Origin of the sequence: Rhizobium sp. K102 (genome assembly GCF_022385315.1) — a bacterium.
GTDB classification, from domain to species: domain Bacteria; phylum Pseudomonadota; class Alphaproteobacteria; order Rhizobiales; family Rhizobiaceae; genus Rhizobium; species Rhizobium croatiense.
The window spans coordinates 2971568-2993509 of the sequence record NZ_CP092436.1; the positions used below are offsets into that span (position 1 = coordinate 2971568).

At 63.5% G+C, this 21942-nt stretch carries 17 protein-coding genes; 9 read left to right on the forward strand and 8 right to left on the reverse strand.

From position 1 onward, the window contains the following. Positions 1-45: 45 nt before the first annotated feature. A complete protein-coding gene (locus MHI61_RS20670) occupies positions 46-1248 on the forward strand; it encodes an MFS transporter (protein WP_239790317.1) in 1203 nt (400 codons plus the stop codon). Between the two features lie 15 nt (positions 1249-1263). Here the strand turns inward: MHI61_RS20670 and MHI61_RS20675 are convergent, their stop codons facing one another. Both MHI61_RS20675 and MHI61_RS20680 read right to left on the reverse strand, forming a co-directional pair. Then, positions 1264-1659, reverse strand: coding sequence for a nuclear transport factor 2 family protein (locus MHI61_RS20675; protein ID WP_239792884.1), 396 nt, complete (start codon positions 1657-1659; stop codon positions 1264-1266). A 154-nt stretch (positions 1660-1813) separates the two neighbouring features. Next, entirely contained in the window at positions 1814-2218 is a 405-nt protein-coding gene (locus tag MHI61_RS20680) for a GFA family protein (protein WP_239790318.1), read from the reverse strand. 115 nt (positions 2219-2333) lie between these two features. On the opposite strand from MHI61_RS20680, the gene MHI61_RS20685 reads away from it, so the two are divergent. Further along, a complete protein-coding gene (locus tag MHI61_RS20685; protein WP_239790319.1) occupies positions 2334-2762 on the forward strand; it encodes a MarR family transcriptional regulator in 429 nt (142 codons plus the stop codon). A 414-nt stretch (positions 2763-3176) separates the two neighbouring features. Here MHI61_RS20685 and MHI61_RS20690 read toward each other — a convergent pair whose 3' ends face one another. From MHI61_RS20690 to MHI61_RS20705, 4 genes are all read right to left on the reverse strand, one after another. Beyond that, positions 3177-3386, reverse strand: a complete 210-nt coding sequence (locus MHI61_RS20690; RefSeq protein WP_011423929.1) for a cold-shock protein — start codon at positions 3384-3386, stop codon at positions 3177-3179. A gap of 330 nt (positions 3387-3716) precedes the next feature. Continuing rightward, positions 3717-5933: a 3-hydroxyacyl-CoA dehydrogenase NAD-binding domain-containing protein gene (locus MHI61_RS20695; protein ID WP_239790320.1), complete on the reverse strand. Its 2217-nt coding sequence runs from the start codon at positions 5931-5933 to the stop codon at positions 3717-3719. A 70-nt stretch (positions 5934-6003) separates the two neighbouring features. Then, entirely contained in the window at positions 6004-7212 is a 1209-nt protein-coding gene (locus MHI61_RS20700; protein WP_239790321.1) for an acetyl-CoA C-acetyltransferase, read from the reverse strand. A gap of 205 nt (positions 7213-7417) precedes the next feature. Further along, a complete protein-coding gene (locus tag MHI61_RS20705) occupies positions 7418-9214 on the reverse strand; it encodes an acyl-CoA dehydrogenase C-terminal domain-containing protein (protein WP_239790322.1) in 1797 nt (598 codons plus the stop codon). A gap of 273 nt (positions 9215-9487) precedes the next feature. Here MHI61_RS20705 and MHI61_RS20710 point away from each other — a divergent pair, with 273 nt between their 5' ends. The 7 genes from MHI61_RS20710 to MHI61_RS20740 all read left to right on the forward strand — a co-directional run bounded on the left by MHI61_RS20710 (position 9488) and on the right by MHI61_RS20740 (position 18450). Then, on the forward strand, positions 9488-10177 hold the full coding sequence (locus tag MHI61_RS20710; RefSeq protein ID WP_239790323.1) for a DNA-3-methyladenine glycosylase I: 690 nt from the start codon (positions 9488-9490) through the stop codon (positions 10175-10177). A gap of 130 nt (positions 10178-10307) precedes the next feature. After that, on the forward strand, positions 10308-10673 hold the full coding sequence (locus MHI61_RS20715; RefSeq protein WP_222144768.1) for a VOC family protein: 366 nt from the start codon (positions 10308-10310) through the stop codon (positions 10671-10673). Between the two features lie 318 nt (positions 10674-10991). Next, positions 10992-14768 carry a peptidoglycan-binding protein gene (locus MHI61_RS20720; protein WP_239790324.1) on the forward strand — a complete coding sequence of 1259 codons (3777 nt, stop codon included), beginning with the start codon at positions 10992-10994 and terminating at the stop codon, positions 14766-14768. A 330-nt stretch (positions 14769-15098) separates the two neighbouring features. Further along, entirely contained in the window at positions 15099-16019 is a 921-nt protein-coding gene (locus MHI61_RS20725) for a sulfite exporter TauE/SafE family protein (RefSeq protein WP_097582406.1), read from the forward strand. Further along, entirely contained in the window at positions 16019-16819 is an 801-nt protein-coding gene (locus MHI61_RS20730) for a TIGR02186 family protein (RefSeq protein ID WP_239790325.1), read from the forward strand. Before MHI61_RS20725 ends, MHI61_RS20730 begins: the two co-directional genes overlap by 1 nt. A gap of 188 nt (positions 16820-17007) precedes the next feature. Beyond that, a complete protein-coding gene (locus MHI61_RS20735; protein WP_239790326.1) occupies positions 17008-17565 on the forward strand; it encodes a dihydrofolate reductase family protein in 558 nt (185 codons plus the stop codon). Positions 17566-17868: 303 nt separating this feature from the next. Further along, positions 17869-18450, forward strand: a complete 582-nt coding sequence (locus MHI61_RS20740; protein WP_097582401.1) for a transglycosylase SLT domain-containing protein — start codon at positions 17869-17871, stop codon at positions 18448-18450. Positions 18451-18679: 229 nt separating this feature from the next. Here the strand turns inward: MHI61_RS20740 and pdeM are convergent, their stop codons facing one another. Both pdeM and MHI61_RS20750 read right to left on the reverse strand, forming a co-directional pair. Beyond that, positions 18680-19405 (reverse strand): ligase-associated DNA damage response endonuclease PdeM, encoded by a 726-nt coding sequence (pdeM, locus tag MHI61_RS20745; protein WP_239792885.1) that lies wholly within the window; start codon positions 19403-19405, stop codon positions 18680-18682. Positions 19406-19430: 25 nt separating this feature from the next. Beyond that, positions 19431-21941, reverse strand: a complete 2511-nt coding sequence (locus tag MHI61_RS20750; protein WP_239790327.1) for a ligase-associated DNA damage response DEXH box helicase — start codon at positions 21939-21941, stop codon at positions 19431-19433. Position 21942: the final 1 nt, after the last annotated feature.

The following is a 21942-nucleotide window of genomic DNA, read 5'->3' on the forward strand; positions in this document are numbered from 1 at the left end:
CCTACATGGAGCTAACGCAACGGCTTAGCTTTAAGGGGCTTATATATGGTCGCAGCAGCCAAATCCACAGAGAATGCGTCGCGCCCCTCGATCGGTTTTCATGCGCTGACGCTCGCCACCTTCTTCGGCGCCTCCGCCGCGCCGACGCCGCTCTACCGGATTTATCAGGAGACCTTCTCGCTCTCGCCGGTGCTGATCACCGTGGTCTTCGCCGTCTACGCCTTCGCGCTGCTGGCAGCACTTTTGACCGCCGGTTCGATCTCCGACCATCTCGGCCGCAAACCGGTGATCTTTTTCGCCCTGGTGCTCGAAATCGCCGCCATGAGCCTCTTCGTCATCGCCAGCGGCCCCGGCTGGCTGATTGCGGCGCGGATCGTGCAGGGTGTTGCGACCGGGATTGCCGGCGCCGCGCTCGGCGCCGCTCTCGTCGATGTCGACCGGGCCAAGGGGCAGATCGTCAATTCGATCGCGCCGCTTTGCGGCATGGCGGTCGGCGCGGTCGGCACCAGCGCCCTGATCCAATATGGCCCTTTTCCGATGCACCTCATTTATGCGCTGCTGCTTTTTGCCTTCACACTGCTGGCAGCCGCCATCTGGCTGACCCGCGAGACCGGCGGCAGGCGGCCGGGCGCCCTCGGCTCGCTGATCCCCAGGGTCGCCATTCCCCCGCAGGTCAAACGGCCGCTCTCGCTGGTGACGCCGATCAACATCGCCAACTGGACGCTCGCCGGCTTCTATCTTTCGCTGGTGCCGTCGTTGGTCGCCAGCACGACCGGCAGCAAGGCGCCGCTGACGGGCGGGGCTGTCGTGACCGCGCTGATGGTCAGCGGCGCGATCGCCGTCTATCTCAGGCGCGGCAAGACGGCATCGGCCAATCTCGGTTTTGGCGTGTCGGCCAAGACGCTCGGCATCCTGACGGTTGTCGCCGGCGTGCATCTTGCCAATGTGCCGCTGCTGCTGATCGGCACTGTCTTCACCGGTGCCGGTTTCGGCACCAATTTCCTCGGCGCGATCGGCACCATCATGCCGCTCGCCAAAGCGGACGAGCGCGCCGGCCTGCTTGCTGCCTTCTACGTCCAGAGCTATCTCGCCTTCAGCCTGCCGGCGATCCTTGCCGGCTTCCTGGCGAAATCGGCCGGCTATGGCCTGACGACCGATATCTATGCGACGGCGATCCTGCTGTTGATGGGCGTCGGGATCATGGGAATACGTGCCGGCCGTCGGAAGACGGCGGAGAATGCCGCCTGACATCCGAGGTCCACGTCACGGCTTAAGATCGAGCAATGCGCGGCCGCTGCCATCCATGGCGAAGGGCACCGAGGCGTGCTGGTGAGCGACGATCCAATGCCCGTCTTGCTTGACGAGGCCGAGGGTCTGGCGGAACCAGAGGTCGACCTCGGTGCCATCGGTCTTGGTCCCGGTCATGCGCAGGAGACCGCTCCAGAAGGCGACATCGCCGCCGACCGTCAATTTGGCATCGCGCACTTCGCCGCCGATCGGGCCTTCCCACGTGTCGAACCACGCCTGCAGACCCGCCTCGTCCTTGCCGGTGGAGACGAGCGGCGGCGCCAGCGAAAATTCGACGGAATCCTCGGCCTCATAGGAAAGCACCTCCGCGGCGTTCTTTTCGCCGAGCGCCTTTGCCCGCATCATCAGCATGGCGATGATCGCCTCTTCCTCGATCCTGATCTTCCCTTCATCGTTCACGGTCGTTCTCCTTTTCCGTTATGGACAGAGGACGAACGGGAGGGCGACGATCCGACAAGCGTGCATTCGCTGGCGCAATTGCGGACGCAAAACCGTTGGAATTGCTTCAGAGATAACTCGTCACCGCCGGCTCGTTCCACCAGGCATCGTGCCTGCCGTCGGAATAACGGACGGGCAAGGCCGCCAGTTCCTCAGGGGTGATATCGTCGAGGCAGGCGATGTTGATCGAGACATAGGCTCCGCCGATCGCCTCGACATAACCGTCGCCGAAGGCGGCTACACCGCAGGTGCGGCAGAAGCGGTGATGGCCGCTCATCGTGTTGAACTGGTAGTCTGCCATCTCCGCCTCGTCGCACATCAGCCGGAAATCCTCCGGCTTGACGTTGGCGCCCCAATAGCGCCGCTTGGCGCAGATCGAGCAATTGCAGCGGCCGGTCCCCTCCGCGAGATCCATGTCCACCTCGTAGTGCACTTTGCCGCAATGGCAGCTTCCCTTGTAGGTCTTCTTCACGGTGCGTTCCTCCTTCGGCGTTGCATCAGTCATCGGTATATGACAATATGTTGTCACTATGGATGAGATACAGAATCGACAACATATTGTCAAACAAAATCGACCGGAGCGAACGATGGAAGGGGATGCCTTTTCAGCTCTCGCGATCACGGCCCTTCGCCTCGCCGGCCATCTGACGGCGGCGGGCGACCGGCTGGCAAAGCCCGCGGGACAGACGAGCGCGCGCTGGCAGGTGCTGGCGGCGGCGCGGCGCGGCGACATGTCGGTGGCGCAGATCGCCCGTGCGCTCGGCCTCGCCCGCCAGGGTGTGCAGCGGCTTGCCGATGTGCTGGAGAGCGAAGGGCTGATCGCCTATGCCGACAATCCGGAGCACCGGCGAGCCAAGCTGGTGCGGCTGACGACGGAAGGGGACGCCCGGCTGGGGGTGATCGAGGTGGCCCAGGCCGGATGGGCGGATGGGCTCGGCGCCGCCTTTACATCGGCCGAACTCGATGCGGCGCGGGCGGTGATGGCGCGGGTGATGGCGATGCTGGAGGCGGAATGAGGCAGCTGGAGGTTGAGCGGCTTACCTGTCTTGCGAGGCAAGTTGTCCAACGACGCATTCAGGTCGGCGAAAGATTGTCGGTCGCCCCCCTCTGCCCTGCCGGGCATCTCTCCCACAGGTGGGGAGATTGGCTGGGCGCGCTGGCTTCCCCTACCCTGTCCGTTACGGCAAGACGCTAGAGAGGTCCGGTGATCAGGCTGCTTGCCGATCTCCCCACCTGTGGGGGAGATGGCCGGCAGGGCAGAGGGGGCGCCGCGGCACAACGCAAGACTTTTGTCGCTTTTGCCCGCGAGCACAGCGACCAGCCAGACACAAAAAAAGGCCGGGCTAACCCGACCTTCCCTGCCATCTCAACGAGCCGTGCCAGTACATCCGTGGTCACGGTCCGGAGATGATATTCAAAGCCTTAAAGGCTCAGGCCGCCTGGAGGCGGTCTGCCGACATCTTGCCGGACTTGTTGTCGCGGACGAGATCGTAGGACAGCTTCTGGCCGTCCTTGAGGTCACGCATGCCGGCGCGCTCAACGGCCGAGATGTGGACGAAAACGTCGGCTGCGCCGTCATCCGGCTGAATGAAGCCGAAGCCCTTGGTTGCGTTGAACCACTTAACGGTACCTGTGTTCATGACGATATCCTTTTCGAATCGCTCATAGAAGATTGCAGCCCGGGCAAAGCCCAAGCGGCGATGAAAACCGATTTTGGAGGAAAGTCGCCAGGAACGACGCGAACGCCGTTTCAAAGTTCATCTAGCAAGATCGATGCGAGAATGTTTAATCGGGAATTGTGTCCGTGACAAGGCCGCAACATGGAAAAGTCGAGTTCAGCTTGGTGGAGCATTTTTTGAACGTCGTACCGTGGCCGCCGCCCTCTGCCCTGCCGGGCCCCGGCAGGGCAGAGGGGCCTACACCGCACAACGGCAAAAACCGTCCCGTAAAACCCACACCGCGAAAACGACTTACGCCGCCGCCCCCATCCTCGCATAGGGATCGAACCGCCCATAAAACGTCTCGCCCTTGACGGCCATGTCCTTCAGCAGCGGCGTCGGCTTGAAGTGATCTCCGTAAGCCGACGCTAACTTCTCAGCCAGTTCGACAAAAGCCTTTACACCCATGCCGTCGATATAGCTCAGCGCCCCGCCGGTATAGGGCGCGAAACCGAAGCCGAGGATCGAGCCGACGTCGGCTTCGCGCGGATCAGTGACGATACCTTCCTCGACGGTGCGGGCGGCTTCGAGCGCGATGGTGACAAGGAAGCGCTGCTTCAGCACCGCGACATCGACCTCATCCGCCGTCTTCTGCGGATAGAAGTCCTTGAGCTCGGGCCAAAGCGACTTCTTCGCCGGTTTCGGCGGATAGTCGTAGAAGCCCTTGGAGTTCTTGCGGCCGAAGCGGCCCTCCTTTTCCACCATGCGGGAGATCAACTCCATGTGCCTGGGGTCGATGGCCTTCTCGCCGAGATCGGCGACGGTGGCCTTGAGGATCTTCAGCGACAGGTCGATGGCGACCTCGTCGTTGAGCGCCAGGGGACCGACCGGCATGCCGGCCATTTTGGCGGCATTTTCGATCATTGCAGGCGGCACGCCCTCGATCAGCATGTCGTAGCTTTCCGACATGTAGCGCAGCACGCAGCGATTGACGAAGAAGCCGCGGGTGTCGTTGACGACGATCGGCGTCTTCTTGATGGCGGCGACATAATCGAGCGCGACGGCGAGCGCCTTGTCGCCTGTCTCCTTGCCGAGGATGACCTCGGTCAGCATCATCTTTTCGACGGGCGAGAAGAAGTGGATGCCGATGAAATCGGCCGGGCGCTTCGAATTCTTCGCCAGGCCCGTGATCGGCAGGGTGGAGGTATTGGAGGCGAAGATCGCCCCGTCAGGCAGCACGGCTTCAACCGCCTCGATGACCGATTTCTTCACTTCGCGATCCTCGAACACCGCCTCGATGACGAGATCGGCAGTGGCGAGACCGGCATAGTCGGCGGACGGCGTGATGCGGGCAAGAAGCGCTGCGGCCTCGTCCTGCATAAACCTTCCCTTACCGACGGAATCCTTGACGAGGCCTTCGCAGACGGCCTTGCCCTTGGCGGCGGCCTCCATGTCGCGGTCGATCAGCGTCACCGGTAGACCGGCGGCGGCGGTGACATAGGCAATCGACGCGCCCATGAAGCCGGCGCCGACGACACCGACATGTTTCAGTTCCGTCTTGGGAATGCCGGCGGGGCGGCGGGCGCCCTTGCCGAGCTCCTGCATCGAGATGAACAGCGAACGGATCATCGAGAAAGCTTCGCGGGTCTGCAGCACCTCGGTGAAATAACGCTGCTCGATCTTGAGACCCGTGTCGAACGGCACCTGCAGGCCTTCATAGACGCATTTCAGGATGGCGAGCGCAGCGGGATAATTGCCGGAGGTTTCGCGGCGCAGGATCGCCGGAGCGGCCGGCCAGAGCTGGGCGGAGGCCGGCGTCCAGATGCCGCCGCCCGGCAGCTTGAAGCCCTTCTCGTCCCAGGGGGCGACGGGCTTCAGGCCATCCTTGATCATCTGCTTGGCGGCAGGGATCAGCTGATCCGGCTCGACCACCTGATGCACGAGGTTCATCGCCTTGGCGCGCGAGCCGCTGAGCGACTGGCCGGTCGTCATCATCTGCAGCGCATCCTGGGCATTGGCGAGGCGCGGCACACGCTGGGTGCCACCGGCACCGGGGAAGATGCCGACCTTGACCTCGGGCAGCGCGATCTTGACGCTCTTGGCATTGGAGGCGACACGGCCGTGGCAGGCGAGCGACAGTTCGAAAGCGCCGCCCATGCAGGTGCCGTTAATGGCCGAAACCCAGGGCTTGCCCGAGGTTTCGAGCTTGCGAAACAGGCCGGACATACGGCCGACGAGACCGAAAAGCGTCTGAACGGCCGTCTCCGGGCTCTTTGCCTTCTCCTCCTGATAGGAGCCGAACATCGACTTGATCATCGACAGGTCGGCGCCGCCGGAGAAGGAGGATTTGCCCGAGGTGAAGACGACGCCCTTGACGGCAGCGTCAGCAGTCGTTGCGTCGATGATGGCGTTGAGCTCTTCCATCACCTCGGCGGTGAAAACGTTCATCGATTTGCCGGGCATGTCCCAGGTGACGAGAGCGATGCCATCGGCGTCGGTTTCGAGCGTGAAATTGGTGTAGGTGCTCATCTTGGGAATTCCTCTCCCTGAATTCTCTTGCGGTGAAGCCCCTCCCCGAGAAGGGAGGGTTCAGATCCGATCAAACGCGTTCGATAACCGTCGCCGTGCCCATGCCGGCGCCGATGCAGAGTGTTACCAGCGCGGTATTGAGGTCGCGGCGTTCGAGCTCGTCGAGCACCGCGCCGAGGATCATCGCGCCGGTGGCGCCGAGCGGGTGGCCCATGGCGATGGCGCCGCCGTTGACGTTGATCTTGGCGTGGTCGATGTCGAAGGCCTGCATGTAGCGCAGCACGACGGCGGCGAAGGCCTCGTTCAGCTCGAAGAGGTCGATGTCGGCAAGGCTCATGCCTGTCCGCTTCAACAGCTTCTCGGTGACATCGACCGGACCGGTCAGCATCAGGGCCGGATCGGAGCCGATATTGGCGAAGGCCTTGATGCGGGCGCGCGGCTTGATACCCATGCTCTCGCCACCCGCCTTCGAGCCGAGCAGCACGACGCCTGCGCCATCGACGATGCCGGAAGAATTGCCGGCATGATGGACATAGTTGATGCGCTCGATCTCAGGATGCGCCTGGATGCCGACGGCCTCGAAACCGCCCATCTCGCCGGGCATCTGGAAGGACGGATTGAGGGAAGCGAGCGCCTGCATATCGGTGCCCGGGCGCATGTGCTCATCCTTATCGAGGATCGTCAGGCCGTTCTGATCCTTGACCGGGACGACCGACTTGTCGAACCAACCCTGCTCCCAGGCATGTCCAGCGCGCCTCTGGCTCTCGACCGCGTAGGCGTCGACATCGGTCCTGCTGAAACCGTATTTGGTGGCGATGAGATCGGCCGATACGCCCTGCGGCATGAAATAGGCCGGGAAATTCACCGAGGGGTCCATGAACCAGGCGCCCCCCGACATGCCGAGGCCGACGCGCGACATGCTTTCGACACCGCCCGCGATGACGATGTCGTCGGCGCCTTGGGCAATCTTGCCGGCGCCGAAATTGACGGCATCAAGGCCGGAGGCGCAGAAGCGGGAGATCTGCATGCCGGGCGCCCTGGTGGAATAACCGGCTTCGAAGGCGGCGGCCTTGGGGATGACGGCGCCGGCATCCATCACCGGATCGACGCAGCCCATGATGATGTCGTCGACCGTCGTGGTGTCGAGCCCGTTGCGGTCGCGGATCGCTTCCAGCGTCTTGGCCGCAAGGCGGACGGACGGCACTTCATGCAGGGCGCCGTCTTTCTTGCCGCGGCCGCGCGGCGTGCGGACGTGATCGTAAATGAAAACCTCGGTCATTGTCTCGTCTCCCTGACGGCGCGGCGGCGCCGGTGAATTTCAACTCCCCTTCTCCCCTCGGGGAGAAGGTGGCCGAAGGTCGGATGAGGGGGCGCTCGCGGCAAACTCGGCCTTGCTTGCGCGCGGCCGTTCGCTCCTTCGTCGCTCACCCCCTCATCTGTCCTTCGGACATCTTCTCCCCGCTGGGGAGAAGGGGGAACCTCAATTAAAACGCTTCCGCTGCCAGCTCCATCATCGTGTCGGCGCCGGCTTCGATGCGGGCCTTGCGAAGGGCGGTTTCCGGCATGATGCGCTCCATGAAGAATTTCGCCGTGATCAGCTTATTCCTCAGGAAATCCTCGCGGGCTCCATCGCCGGAGGCAAGGCCGTCCTCTGCGGCTTTCGCCATCTTTGCCCACATATAGCCGAGGACGACGAGACCAAAGAGATGCATATAGTCGGTCGAGCCGGCACCGGCATTGTCGGGCTTGGCCATGGCATTCTGCATGAACCACATGGTCGCGCCCTGGACGTCGTTCAAGCCCTTCTTCAGATGCTTGGTGAAGAAGGAGAGTTTTTCGTCGCTGCGGTTCTCCTCGCAGAAATCGCCGATCTCCTTGAAGAGGGCCATGGCGGCGCGGCCGCCGTTCAAGGCGAGCTTGCGGCCGACGAGGTCGAGCGCCTGAATGCCGTTGGCGCCTTCATAGATCATGGCGATGCGGGCATCGCGCACATACTGGCTCATGCCGTGTTCTTCGATATAGCCGTGGCCGCCGAAGACCTGCTGGGCCATGACGGCATGGTCGAAGCCCTTGTCGGTCATCACGCCCTTGAGGATCGGGGTGACGAGGCCGAGAACGTCGTCGGCCGTCTGGCGCTCCTTCTCGTCGGTGGCGCGGTGGGCGATATCGGATTTCAGCGCGGTCCACAGCAGGAAGGCGCGGCCGGCTTCGTTGAAGGCGCGGATGGTCATGAGCGTCCGGCGGATATCCGGATGGACGATGATCGGATCGGCCTTCTTGTCCGGCGCCTTGACGCCGGACAGCGAGCGGCCCTGGATGCGGTCGCGGGCATAGGCGGCGGCGTTCTGATAGGCGATCTCGGAAATGGCGATGCCCTGCAAGCCGACCATCAGCCGAGCCTCGTTCATCATCACGAACATGGCATTGAGGCCGCGGTTTTCGGCGCCGATCAGGAAGCCGGTCGCTTCGTCATAGTTCATCACGCAGGTAGCGTTGCCGTGAATGCCCATCTTGTGTTCGATCGCGCCGCAGGAAACGGCATTGCGGGCGCCGGACGCGCCGTCCTTGCCGACCAGGAATTTCGGAACGATGAACAGCGAGATGCCCTTGGTGCCCTCGGGCGCGCCTTCGATGCGGGCGAGCACCAGGTGGACGATATTGTCGGTCAGGTCGTGTTCGCCGGCGGAGATGAAGATCTTCTGGCCTGATATTTTGTAGCTGCCGTCAGACTGCGGCACCGCCTTGGTGCGCAGCATGCCGAGATCGGTGCCGCAATGCGGCTCGGTCAGGTTCATGGTGCCCGACCAGGAGCCGTCGACCATCTTCGGCAGGTAGGTGTCCTTCTGCTCCTGCGTGCCATGGACGAGGATCGCGGCGATCGCGCCCTGCGTCAGGCCGGGATACATCATCAGCGACATGTTGGCGGCAGAAGTATATTCGCCGACGGCGCAATGCAGCGTATAGGGAAGCCCCTGCCCGCCGAATTCCTCCGGCACCGCAAGGCCGATCCAGCCGCCTTCGCGATAAGCCTTGTAAGCTTCTGTGAAGCCATTCGGCGTCGAGACGCTGGCATCGTCGTTGCGATGGCAGCCTTCCTGATCGCCGGAATAATTCACCGGGAAGAGCGCCTCCTCGGCAACCTTTCCGGCCTCGCCGAGAATCGCCTCGATCATGTCAGGCGTCGCATCGGCAAAACCCGGCAGATTGTTGTAGCGTTCGAGGCCCAGCACGTCGTTCAGGACGAAGAGCGTATCGTTCACCGGGGCCTTGTAGACTGGCATGTTGCGAATTCCTCCATTCGACTGACCGGGTCGCACCGGCCTCGGGCACTGTCTTACAAAATATTGACGTTTGCGTAAACGTCAAATTCTGCAGCTTCGCCATCTTTCTCGAAAAAATTCGCGGGCGGCGAACCTGCGGACGATCAAAAGCCCGAAGGCACGAGACGTCATCTCCCCTTCCTTGTCCATCGTGGAACGGGGTATAAGTGCCGGCGTCTTTCGATCGGTAAAATTTGGGCCGCAGTTCGGGAATGCCAGAGGAGGGGCGCCGGGATGATCAGTTTCGAGGCGATAAGGCAACGTGCGGAACAGCGGAAAGGCGGCGCGGCGGCGCTGCAGGCCTTGCTGGAAAAGCATCGGCCGGATCACGAGAGGCTGCGCGCCATGCCCGACGACCGCATTCTTGCCGACATGACCCGGCGCATCTTCTACAGCGGCTTCGTCCAGAAGGTGATCGATGCGAAGTGGCCGGGTTTCGAAGCGGCGTTTTCCGGTTTCGATCCGGCAATGCTGAATATCGCGCCCGACGATTATTGGCATGAGCTGACATCGGACGAGCGGATCATCCGCAACGGCGCGAAGATCATGTCGGTTCGCACCAATGCCGCTTTCGTCAGGGAGCTGGCGAGGGAATACGGCAGCGCCGGCGTCTTCTTCGCCGACTGGCCGCGGGAAGATCAGATCGGCCTCCTCGAGCTGTTGAGCAAACGCGGCAGCCGGCTCGGCGGCATGACCGGACAATATTTCCTGCGGGGCATCGGCCGCGACAGCTTCGTTGCGACGATGGATGTGCTTGCCTGCCTAAGATCGGCCGGCGTGCCGCTGTCTGCCTCCGGCACGGCGAAGAAGGACCAGCCGCCGATCCAGAAGGCCTTCAACGACTGGGCCGAGGAGACCGGCCTTTCCTTCATCCATCTGTCGCGCATCAGCGCCTATTCGATCGATGCGGGAGCGCCGCACTGAAATTGCGGCTCCACTTCTTTCCGATCCGGCCGCTTTCCGGGGCGGGAGGGTAGCGCCTGCGGCGAAACAACTTCCGCGGCGGAGATGAACAGGCTAAGTTCGTATCGTCGGAGCTGGCAGGGAGGAACCAATGCCGCGCCTGGACCATGTGACAATCGATACCCGCGATGCGCCTGCCATGATCGGCTTCCTGCAAGCTATTCTCGGCGTCAAGGAAGGCTATCGGCCGCCCTTCCCCTCGCCCGGCCATTGGCTCTATCTGGACGACCACCCGGTCATTCATCTCAGCCTGACATCGCGCAGCACCGATTTTCCGCCGGGCATCTTCAATCATGTCGCCTTCAGCCTTTACGAATTCGCCCCGGCGCTGGAGCGCATCAAGGCGAGCGGCTATCGCTATGAATATTACGATATTCCCGACACCGACCTCGGCCAGGTCTTCGTTTACGGTCCCGAGGGCGTGAAGATCGAACTGCAATATCCGCGGCCGGCCTGACGCGCCGTCGGGCGGGATGAGCGGCAATTGCCGCCAAAAACGGCGTTTGAGACACAAACGTTAAAAAATTCTCATCGATATTAACGGCTTGTTTACCACGTTTCGTGAAAGGTGCGGGTTGAGCAGTAGCGACCCGCATTCCTTTTCCCCGTCTCGCGTTTCTGAAGAATGCCGCTACATCGTTCAGCCTGAGGAAAGTCTAATTGACGATCTTCTTGTGGATGGTGCGCTCCGGTCGGCGTGAAGACGCTGGCCACAGACGGAAAAGCCACGGATCGAGCTCTGACGAGAGGTCGAGCAGTCGAAGCGAGCAAGAAGATGAACGGATCGCGATCAAATCCTTCCCGGCAGTCCGACAGGACCTCGCTCGATGCGCTGAACCGCACGATCGAAGGGCTGGAGGCGCGCATCGAAGGGCTAATGGGCAGCGGGCGCGAACAGCGGCCGCGCACGGCAACGGCCGAGCGCGACGTTTACGCCGGCGCCAATTCGCCGCGCCCGGCAAGAGCGCCGATCGAGCCGCGGCCGGATCCGCTCGCTGAAATTCGCCAGCGCCAGCGCGCGCTCGAAGCCGGCCGCGAGCGGCCTTACGGGCGCGAGCCGGCCCCGCAGCTGCGCGAACCCGCGCCGCGCGCCGCAGCGTCTCAGCCGGCACCCGCCTTCCGCGCCGGCGACGATACGATGACGGAGATCGCCCAAGCGCTTGTCAACCTGCGCCAGGACCTGAAGCGCGACATTTCCGAAGGCGTTACCCGCGAGATGAACGCGCTGCGCACGGAACTGCGCGAGATCAAAACAAGTGCCGGAGACGGCCGCTTCGCCGATGACATCCGCGCCGACATGAGCCGCCTCGCCCAGAGCATCACCCAGCTGACCGGACGCTCGGGCGGCGCGGAAGCGGCTGGCCTGCGTGAAGATTTCGAGGATCTGCGATCGCTGATGGACGGGCTGGCGCGCGAGGAATCGCTGCGTCACATGGAAACCCGCTGGGACGGCTTCGAAAACCGGCTTGCCGCACTCGATACCGAGGGGCTGCAGGAAGAGCTGGTTTCGCTCGCCTACCGGCTCGACGACATCAAGCGCCATATCGGCGGCATGGGCGAAAGCCCGGCGGTTCGCGCGCTGGAAGACAAGCTCATCGCCATCGCCACGGCGATGGAGCAGTTCGGCAATATGATCCAGCCGCATGACCGGGTCATGGCCGAACAGTTCGCCGCCATGGACATGCGGCTCGACGAGATCAGCCGGGCGATCGCGGCCAGCGGACGTGCGGCCGCCAACAGCGATCCGACGCTGATGCAGCGGCTGGAAAGCCGGCTTTCGGCGCTCGCCGACCAGATCGACGTGATGAGCCATGATGCCGCCAGCCGGGCGACCCCGGCCGATGAGCTGGCAATGCGGCTGGAGGCGCTGACGGAACGTGTCGAGGAGCTGACCAAGGCGGAAGCGACGTCGCGGCTCGACGAGCGGCTGGAACATCTTTCCTATCTGCTGGAGCGCACACAGCAGACGGCCGCGCAGTCCGACCTCACCGGACCGCTGTCCGACATCTCCCGCAAGATCGACGCGCTCGAGAACGGCGCCGTCAACGACGTGCTGGCGCAACGGCTCGATTATCTTGCCCGGCGCATCGACGAGATCGCCCATCCGCAGCCGGCGACGGCCGCGGCGATCGACGACGGCGCCTTCCGGCGTCTCGAAGGACGGCTGAGCGACATCGCCGCCCGGCTGGAAGAGAGCACAGCAGCAGCGCCCACCGATCCGCGGGCGCTGAAAAACCTCGAAGACCAGATCGCCAATCTTTCGGCGCTGATGAGCGAGCCGCGCGAAAGCGCCGCGATCCCCGCCGATCTCGACCGGCGCATGGGCGCGATCGAAGATTATATGGCGACGAGCGACGAATATATCATCGAGGCGGCGCGTCAGGCGGCGGAAGCCGTCGTCGAGGCCTATTCGCGCAATGGCGCCGCCCATGGCGGCGTGCCCGCTGCCGACATGTCTGCGCTGACGGCGCTGGCCGAGGATCTGCGCCACCTCGAGGATATCAGCCGCGACAGCGAGGAGCGCACGCACAAGACTTTCAAGGCGCTGCATGAGACGCTGGTGCATATCGCCGACCGCCTCGACGGGATGGAAGAGCGCGGACGGCCGGTCGCCCCGATGCCGGTCGCCGACGTCGATTTCGATGTCGACCCTTACGCGCTGATGGTGGCCGAGGCCGCCCGGACGCCGGAAGCTGCCCCGACAGCGATGGCCTCTCCGGTCATCCGCCCGGCTGAGGTCGCAGCCGAACCTGCCGCCCCGGCGCAGGCCGCGGCCATGAGCGGAGCGAGCGCAATCGCCATCGAAGCGGCGACCAGAACGCCGGAGGCGGCGACGCCGGCGCCGGCAAAATCCAGTCTGCTCGCCAGCCTCGGCAAGCGGTTGCGCCCTGGCAAGAAAGCCGAGACGAAGGCCGCCGAACGGGCGGTGATCGACCCCGCCCCGTCGATCGATCCTGCCGACGTGGTGCCGACGGATGCCGCGGACGAACTGCTGGAGCCGGGTTCGGGCGCGCCTGACGTCAAGAAGATCCTTGAACGGGTGCGCGCCAGCCAGAGTGCCGCACGCGGCAAACCTCCCGTCGAGACCGATCGCGCCGATTACATCGCCGCTGCGCGCCGGGCGGCGCAGGCAGCCGCGATGGAAGTGGACGCCAATCCGAAGCAAGCGGCTGCCAAGGCCGAGAAGAAGGGCGCGACAGCCAAGGCTGACAAGTTGGGCAAGAACGACCAGACGGGGAAAACCGGCAAGGTCAGCGCCTTTTCGCGCTACCGCCGGCCGATCCTGCTGGCGGTCGGCGCCGTGCTGCTCGCCATCATGGCCTTTCCGCTGGCCCGGACGCTGACGAGCGGCGAACCCGCGCCGCAGCCGCTGGCGGAGGTCTCGGCGCTGACCGGAGCAGCGGAAAACCCGCAGCCGGCCTTGCCCGAAGCAACGTCCGCCCAGCCCGACACCGGCGCTGCGGAGGTGAACGCTCCCGCAGTCGAGACGGCTCCCCTGGCCGCCGAACAGGCGCAGCCGGAAACAACCGCACCCGCCGCCGCCGATCATCTGACCGACGCTGCCCCGCTTGACGGCGAAGGAGCTGCAACTCTTGCGCCCGCCGCTTCGTCCAGCCCAACGCAGGAAACATCGGGCTTCGTTCCGAATACGCCAGCCGCAGCGCCGCAGGCCGCCATCACCATTCCCGACACCGTGCAGCCGAAATCGCTTGCAGATGCGGCGCAGGGCGGCGATGCGCTGGCGCTGTTCGAGATCGGCGCGCGCTATTCGGACGGCCGCAACGGCATGGCCGTCGATCAGAAGCAGGCCGCAGGCTGGTACCAGCTTTCGGCCGACAAGGGTTTTGCGCCGGCGCAGTACCGGCTCGGCAGCATGTATGAGAAAGGCAACGGCGTCGAACGCGACATCGCCAAGGCAAAGACCTTCTACGAGCAGGCCGCAAACCAGGGCAATGCCAGCGCCATGCATAATCTCGCCGTGCTCCACGCCTCCGGCGCGCTCGGCCAGCAGGATTATACGACGGCCGCCTCCTGGTTCATCAAGGCCGCCAACCTCGGCATCACCGACAGCCAGTTCAACCTGGCGATCCTCTGCGCGAGGGGCAACGGCGTTCCGGCCGACCTCGAAGAATCCTACAAGTGGTTTGCAGTCGCCGCCAAGGCCGGTGACAAGGATGCGGCCCAGAAGCGCGACGAGGTGGCCAACGCGATGAAGCCCGATCAGCTCGAGCGCGCCCGCGCCAAGGCCGATCTCTGGAAGCCGGAGCCGCTCGACCACCGCGCCAACGGCATCGACATCCCCGACGAATGGGCGGGCACCGGCGCGAAGACGGCCTCCGTCGACATGAAGAAGGCGATCCGCAACATCCAGGCCATCCTCAACAATAACGGCTTCGACGCCGGCGTGCCGGACGGCGAAATGGGCGCAAAAACCGTGACCGCGATCAAGAACTTCCAGAAGTCGATCGGCCAGCAGCCGGACGGCAAGGTGACCGACGCGACGGTCAGGGCGCTCCTCGAGCGCAACAAGCAGGTGGCCAAGGCGATCTAGAACGGTTCCCGCCGGCTACGGACATGACGATGTCTTGTTTGCGCCAACCCGGGCGCAAACCGCGCCGCCCTTTTGCTGGAATCGCGCTACAGAAGGCTTGCGGCACAAAGACATCTCGATTTTTTCCGCCGCCTGTCACGCAATCTGAAAAAAGCCGGATTATGCGGGACAGATCGCTCGGCGCACCCATCGAATCGTTCCACTCTCGATCTCCATCGCTCCAGGGGGCTGATCGAAAGCCTCTGGCAACGATTTCGCAGTATGGTGCGCATTCGAACGGGGACGTGACGGAAACCGCCCGGCAGGGGCGGTCATCATTCGGGGTCGGTTGTGACAATCTATCTGCCCATCGCAGAATTGTCGGTGAACATTTTCATCATTCTCGGCATGGGGGCGGCCGTCGGATTCCTGTCAGGAATGTTCGGTGTCGGCGGCGGTTTTCTCATCACGCCGCTGCTGATCTTCTACAATATCCCCCCTGTCGTCGCGGTGGCCACCGGCGCCAACCAGGTGGTGGCGTCGTCGATTTCGGGCGCGATCACCCATTTCCGGCGCGGCACCCTCGACGTCAAGCTCGGCACGGTGCTTCTGGTCGGCGGTCTTTCAGGCGCCACGGTCGGTATCTGGATCTTTTCGCTTTTGCGCCGCGTGGGCCAGCTCGACCTCATAATCTCGCTGATGTACGTCATCTTCCTCGGGACTGTCGGTGGGCTGATGCTGCTCGAAAGCATCAATGCCATGCGGCGCGCCGCCCGCAACGAACCGCCGGCGCCGCGCAAGCCGGGCCACCAGCACTGGGTGCACAAGCTGCCGCTCAAGGTGCGCTTCAAGAAATCGAAGATCTTTCTGAGCGTCATTCCGATCGTGGCACTCGGCTTTGCGATCGGCATCCTAACCTCGATCATGGGTGTCGGCGGCGGCTTCATCATGGTGCCGGCGATGATCTATCTCCTGCGCATCCCGACCAATGTCGTGGTCGGCACCTCGCTCTACCAGATCATCTTCGTGACCGCCTATACGACGATCGTGCAGGCGGCGACGAACTTCTCCGTCGACATCGTGCTTGCCTTTATCCTGATGGTCGCGGGTGTGATCGGCGCGCAATACGGCGTTCGCGTCGGCCAGAAGCTGCGTGGCGAACAGCTGCGCGCCCTGCTCGGCCTGCTGGTGCTGGCCGTTGGCCTGCGTCTGGCGATCGCGCTGGTGGTAACGCCGGCCGACGTCTATTCGGTGGTGATGGGAGGTAACTGATGCGTCTGCTCGCCGCCTTCCTCGCGCTTCTTTGCCTGCTGCCGGCGGTGGCCGGCGCGCAATGGCTGCCGGGACAATCAACGGAAGCGGTGCGCGAAGGGCTTGAGATCGGCACCTCGACCAGCGAAATCGCCATCACCTCGGACTTCCACGGCGCCGATCTCACGATCTTCGGGGCGCTCTCCAACACCGATCAGCTGCTGCTCGCCATCGGCCAATATGACGTGGTCGTGGTGCTGGAAGGCCCGCGCCAGGATGCGACGGTGCGCAAGAAGGAACGCGTCTTCGGCATCTGGGTAAATACGCGCTCGATGACCTTCGAGGCGGTGCCGCATTCCTATTCAATGTCGAGCTCGCGAATGATCGACGATCTGACGACGCCGCTCGAACTGACCGATCAGGGGATCGGCATCGATCACATTCCGCTGACGCCGGTCGGCTTCGTCGGCGACGGCAGCAATCTCGGCGAATTCCGCCAGGCTTTCCTGCGGCTGCAGCAGGGAGGCGCGCTTTACGACCGCAATCCGAGCGGCGTGCGATTCGTTTCCTCGAACCTGTTCAAGGCGGGCCTGCGCCTGCCGGCAAATATTCCGAACGGCGTGCATACGGTGCGCGCCTATCTCTTCAAGAGCGGCAATCTCGTCACCGAGAAGTCGCTGCCGCTGCGCGTCATCAAGACTGGCATCGAGCAGACGATCACCGATGCGGCGCATGACCAGCCGATTCTCTACGGCTGTGCGGCCGTGCTGCTCGCCGTGGTCACCGGCTGGGGCGCCAGCCTGATCTTCCGCAAGGACTGATCCGTGCAGAGCGACGCCCGGCAAATTTTTCCAGACAAGAGTGAGGCTTTGGTTCGCTGGCCGCCATCGATCGGCCAACGCCCTCATCCTTCATAAAAAACCGCTTGCAATTCGCTATCGGTCGATTTAGCCTTCAACCAGTTGCCAAAGGCAACTGGTTCTGATGGTGGTTGGAGGGAGGATTGGAGATGAGAAAGCTTGTTGTCTGGAACCTGATGACGCTCGACGGGTATTTCGAGGGTACGAAACCGTGGGATATCGACTTCCACAATCTTGCCTGGGGGCCGGAACTGCAACGCCTGGCCGAGCAGTTCGGCGAAGAAGGCGATCTCCTGGTCTTCGGCCGCAAGACCTATGAGGGCATGGCCTCCTACTGGCCGACCGCCGAGAGCGAGGACAAGATCAAGGCCTATATGAACGGCATCGCCAAGATCGCCGTATCCAGGACGATGACCGAGCCCGGCTGGAACAATGCCCGCATCGTCAGCGATCCGATCCCCGAACTGACGAAGCTGAAGCAGGAGAACGGCAAGACGATCTTCATTTTCGGCAGTGCCGAGCTTGCCGACAGCTTGCTGAAAGCGGGCCTGATCGATGAAATCAGGGTCTGCGTGGTGCCCGTCATCCTCGGCGGCGGCAATCCGCTTTTCAAGGCTGCTACGGCCCAGCTGCCGCTGAAGCTCATTGAATCTTCGACGACGGCAAGCGGCGCGGTGATCCTGCGCTATGAGCCGGTGAAGGTGTAGCAGGCTGCGGGCCACGGCCGTCCGGTTTCTGGGTGAAGACCCCTCCCCACAAGGGGGAGGGGCTATGCGCGGCACCGTCCCACGACAAATATCGACGCTTCTGCGGATGAGACGGTGAAGGGAATAACGTCGGCGCGGCATTCAAGCCCCTCCCCCTTGTGGGGAGGGGTTGGGGAGGGGTTTTGGATCGTGGCTCGGCCCCGGTCGACGGCGGCAGCTCTTTCCAAAAAGCTTCGTATTTGAGTAAAAACCGGTTCTTAACGTTTACGAGTTAGTAATCTCTCTGAAACGAGAGGTTTTGTTATGCGTACTCGTATCGTTCTGACCGCCGTGGGTTTCGCGCTGCTTGCCGGCTGCGCGACGGCGCCGAAGCAGACGAGAAACATCTGCGCCGTCTTCGACCAGCGCGAGGGGCTTTTTTCCAGCTGGCAGAGGGCGGCCGAACGGACGGAAAAGAAATACGGCGTGCCCGTGCCGATCCTGATGGCGACGATGTACACCGAATCCGGCTTCCAGCCCTATGCGCGGCCACCGCGCACCAAGCTCTTCGGCTTCATTCCCTGGACCCGGCCATCGACCGCCTACGGCTATTCGCAGGCGCTCGACGGAACGTGGGATCACTATCAGTCGCAGACCGGGAACTGGGCGGCGCGGCGGACGAACTTCACCGACGCCATCGATTTCATCGGCTGGTATCATTACCAGAACAGCGTGGAGACCGGCATTCCGCTGACCGACGCCTATAATCTCTATCTCGCTTATTATTCCGGTCCGACGGGATATAAGCGCGGCGACTGGCGCTCGAACGGGCAGTTGCAGCAGACGGCGCAGAAGTTCGCGCGGATGGCAGGGACCTATCAGCAGCAGTTGCAGGGGTGCAACTAAGCAATAATTAGGGTGCGCCGTGGCCGCCCCCTCTGCCCTGCCGGCATCTCCCCCACAGGTGGGGAGATCACAAGTGGCTTGGCCTTCTCACTCCGTCTGCCGTTGCGGCGGCTGTGACGTTTGTTGTTTGGGGATGCCATCGCGCCCAGCCAATCTCCCCACCCGTGGGGGAGATGCCCGGCGGGGCAGAGGGGGCTTACACGGCACACCCCATCAGGGGTAACAGTTCCTACCCCCTCAAATTCCCATACCTGACCGAATAAATCCGGTCCCGCCCCAACAGATGCGCCACCAGCGCCGCCCTGTCGAACAGGTCCTTCATCGCCTGATGGCCGAGATCCAAGCCGCCGCTCATGACGCCGAAGGCGGGCATTAGCAGGCGGGCGCCGTCGGTGGCAAAACACGGGCGGCGGACGGATCTGTCGCGGCGGCGTACGGTCGCCGAGGGGTGCAGGTGGCCGGCGATTTCGCCGCTCTGCAGGCCGTTTTTCGGCTCATGGCGGAAGGTCAGGCCGGCATAATGCATCTCGTCGGTGCAAGCGCCGGGCAGATCGACGACGCCGTCGGGGTCGTGATTGCCGTTGATCCAGATCCATTCGCGGCCGCGCGCCATGGCGACGATCAGCGCCCGAAAGTTTTCCGGCAGATGCGCGGAGCCGATGCGATCGTGGAAATTGTCGCCGAGCGAGACGACGAGCTTCGGATCATAACGCGAGATGACGGCGGCCAGCACGGTCAGGGTGGCCAGCGTATCATAGGGCGGCAGCATCATGCCGCGGCGAGCGAAGGCCGCACCCTTTTCCAGATGCAGGTCGGAGACGACGAGCAGGCCGGCATCGGGCAGATAGAGGGCGCCGAGCGGATCGCAGACGGCGGCAATGCCATGGATCGACGTCTCGATGCCCGGCACCGCGGCCAATCCTGAAATGTCGCGCGCGAGCGCCAGGCGGTTCATCACGGTCGTTATTCCCAAACAGGTCTCAGGCCATCGCTTCGGCGATCAGATCGTCCGCCGCTTCGGCGAGCAATGCGTCATGGGCCTCGCCCGGCACCGCTTCGCGTCCGATCTCCAGCATCACCGGCACGGCGAGCGGGGAAATATGGTCGAGCGGGCGATGGGTGATATGGCCCCTGATTCGCATCAGCATATCGCCAAGTCGGCTTATATCCAAAAGTCCGGTCGCCGCATCCTGCCGCGTCGCCTGCAAGAGGATATGATCCGGCTCGTGGCTGCGCAGCACGTCATAGATCAGATCGGCGGAGACGGTGATCTGGCGGCCGCTCTTTTCCTTGCCGGGATGGCGGCGCTCGATCAAGCCTGCAATCACGGCGCAATTGCGGAAGGTGCGCTTCAACAGGAAGGATTCGTTGAGCCAGGCCTCGAGATCGTCGCCCAGCATATCCGCGTCGTAGAGGTCGGAAAGGTTGAGCCGGCCGTTGCCGATCATCAGGCCCATATCCTCCAGGCCCCAGATGGCGAGAGAATAATCGGTGGCGACGAAGCCGAGCGGCTTGGCGCCGGCCCGGTCCAGCCGGCGCGTCAGCAGCATGCCGAGCGTCTGATGGGCAAGGCGGCCCTCGAAGGGATAGGCGACCATATAGAAGCGGCTGCCGCGCGGGAAGGTTTCGATCAGGAACTCGTCGCGCTTCGGCAGCATCGACTTGTCCGTCTGCAGCGACAGCCAGTCGCGCACCTGATCCGGCAGCTGGCGCCAGCGGTCGGGGTCGGCGATCATCGCCCGCACCTGTTCGGCGAGATAGGTCGACAGCGGGAATTTGCCGCCGGCATAGGAGGGGATCTTCGCATCGAGCGAGAAGGCCTGCGAGGCCAGGCATTCGTTTTCGCGGATGCCTTCGAAGCGCAGCACCTTGCCGGAGAAGATGAAGGTATCTCCGGGCGACAATTGCTCGAGGAAATATTCCTCGACCTTGCCCAGCGTGGCGCCGCCGCGGCCGATCCGGCCGCCCTCGCCGCGCTTGACCATGCGGATGTTCAGCATCGGGCTTTCGACGATGGTGCCGAGGTTAAGGCGATATTGCTGGGCGACGGCAGGATTGGAGACCCGCCAGCGTCCCTCCTTGGTCTTGCGGATGCGGGCGTAACGCTCGTAGGTCCTCAGCGCATAACCGCCGGTCGCGACGAAATCGACGACGCGTTCGAAGTTTTCCCAGGTGAGATTGGCATAGGGCGAGGCGCTGGTGATCTCGTCATAGAGTTCCAGCATGTCGAAGGGTTCGGCGCAGGCCATGCCGAGCACGTGCTGGGCGAGCACGTCAAGCGCGCCGCGGCCGACCGGCGGCGTATCCTGGGCGCCGAGATAATTGGCGTCGAGTGCCGCCTGGCATTCCATGACCTCGAAACGGTTGGCCGGCACGAGGATCGCCTTCGAGGGCTCGTCCATGCGATGATTGGCGCGGCCGATGCGCTGGGCAAGACGCGAAGCACCCTTCGGCGCGCCGACATGAATGACGAGATCGACATCGCCCCAGTCGATGCCGAGATCGAGCGTCGAAGTGGCGACGACGGCGCGCAGCCGGTTCTCGGCCATCGCCGCCTCGACCTTGCGGCGCTGGGCGACATCGAGCGAGCCGTGATGGAGGGCGATCGGCAGGTTGTCGTCATTGATCGTCCAGAGTTCCTGGAACAGCATTTCGGCCTGGCTGCGGGTGTTGACGAACAGCAGCGTCGTCTGATGGTCGAGGAGCTGCCGGTAGACATCGGGAATGGCATATTTGGCGGAATGGCCGGCCCAGGGAATGCGCTCCTCGGTGGACAAGATCGAAATGTCAGGCTTGGCGCCGCCTTCGACGACCACGAGGCCGGCGTGATGCTCCCTGCCCTCTTCCTGAGCGACCAGCCATTTCTGCAGATCCATCGGCTCGGCGACGGTCGCCGACAGGCCGATGGTCTTCAGGCCTGGGGCAAGGCGGCGCAGGCGGGCAAGGCCGAGCGACAGCATGTGGCCGCGCTTGGAGGTGACGAGCGAATGCAATTCGTCGAGCACCACATATTTCAGGTCCTTGAAGAAACGCTCGGCTTCGCGGTTGGCGAGAAGCAGTGCGACCTGCTCGGGCGTGGTCAGCAGAATATCCGGCGGATTGAGCTTCTGGCGCTGGCGCTTGGCGTTCGGCGTATCGCCGGTGCGGTTTTCGACGGTGACCGGCAGGCCCATCTCCGCGACCGGCTTCATCAGATTGCGCTCGATGTCGATCGCCAGCGCCTTCAGCGGCGAGACATAGAGCGTGTGGATGCCGGTGAAGGCGGAGCCGGGTGGAATGCGGCCGCGGCGGGTGAGATCGGTGAGCGACGGCAGAAAACCGGCGAGCGTCTTGCCAGCGCCGGTGGGGGCGATCAGCAGCGTGCTTTCGCCGGCCTCGGCGCGGGCAAGCAGTTCCAGCTGATGGGCGCGCGGACGCCAGCCCTTTTCCGCAAACCAGCGGGTAAAGGCGGCAGGAAGCAGGGCGCGGGCTTCGGAATCGATCTGGTCCACA

Bases quoted from the DNA above. Each gene is read 5' to 3' on its own strand.
- MHI61_RS20670 (WP_239790317.1), top strand. From the start codon at position 46: ATGGTCGCAGCAGCCAAATCCACAGAGAATGCGTCGCGCCCCTCGATC.
- MHI61_RS20675 (WP_239792884.1), bottom strand. From the start codon at position 1,659: ATGCTGATGATGCGGGCAAAGGCGCTCGGCGAAAAGAACGCCGCGGAG.
- MHI61_RS20685 (WP_239790319.1), top strand. From the start codon at position 2,334: ATGGAAGGGGATGCCTTTTCAGCTCTCGCGATCACGGCCCTTCGCCTC.
- MHI61_RS20690 (WP_011423929.1), bottom strand. From the start codon at position 3,386: ATGAACACAGGTACCGTTAAGTGGTTCAACGCAACCAAGGGCTTCGGC.
- MHI61_RS20695 (WP_239790320.1), bottom strand. From the start codon at position 5,933: ATGAGCACCTACACCAATTTCACGCTCGAAACCGACGCCGATGGCATC.
- MHI61_RS20700 (WP_239790321.1), bottom strand. From the start codon at position 7,212: ATGACCGAGGTTTTCATTTACGATCACGTCCGCACGCCGCGCGGCCGC.
- MHI61_RS20705 (WP_239790322.1), bottom strand. From the start codon at position 9,214: ATGCCAGTCTACAAGGCCCCGGTGAACGATACGCTCTTCGTCCTGAAC.
- MHI61_RS20710 (WP_239790323.1), top strand. From the start codon at position 9,488: ATGATCAGTTTCGAGGCGATAAGGCAACGTGCGGAACAGCGGAAAGGC.
- MHI61_RS20715 (WP_222144768.1), top strand. From the start codon at position 10,308: ATGCCGCGCCTGGACCATGTGACAATCGATACCCGCGATGCGCCTGCC.
- MHI61_RS20720 (WP_239790324.1), top strand. From the start codon at position 10,992: ATGAACGGATCGCGATCAAATCCTTCCCGGCAGTCCGACAGGACCTCG.
- MHI61_RS20730 (WP_239790325.1), top strand. From the start codon at position 16,019: ATGCGTCTGCTCGCCGCCTTCCTCGCGCTTCTTTGCCTGCTGCCGGCG.
- MHI61_RS20735 (WP_239790326.1), top strand. From the start codon at position 17,008: ATGAGAAAGCTTGTTGTCTGGAACCTGATGACGCTCGACGGGTATTTC.
- MHI61_RS20740 (WP_097582401.1), top strand. From the start codon at position 17,869: ATGCGTACTCGTATCGTTCTGACCGCCGTGGGTTTCGCGCTGCTTGCC.
- pdeM (WP_239792885.1), bottom strand. From the start codon at position 19,405: ATGAACCGCCTGGCGCTCGCGCGCGACATTTCAGGATTGGCCGCGGTG.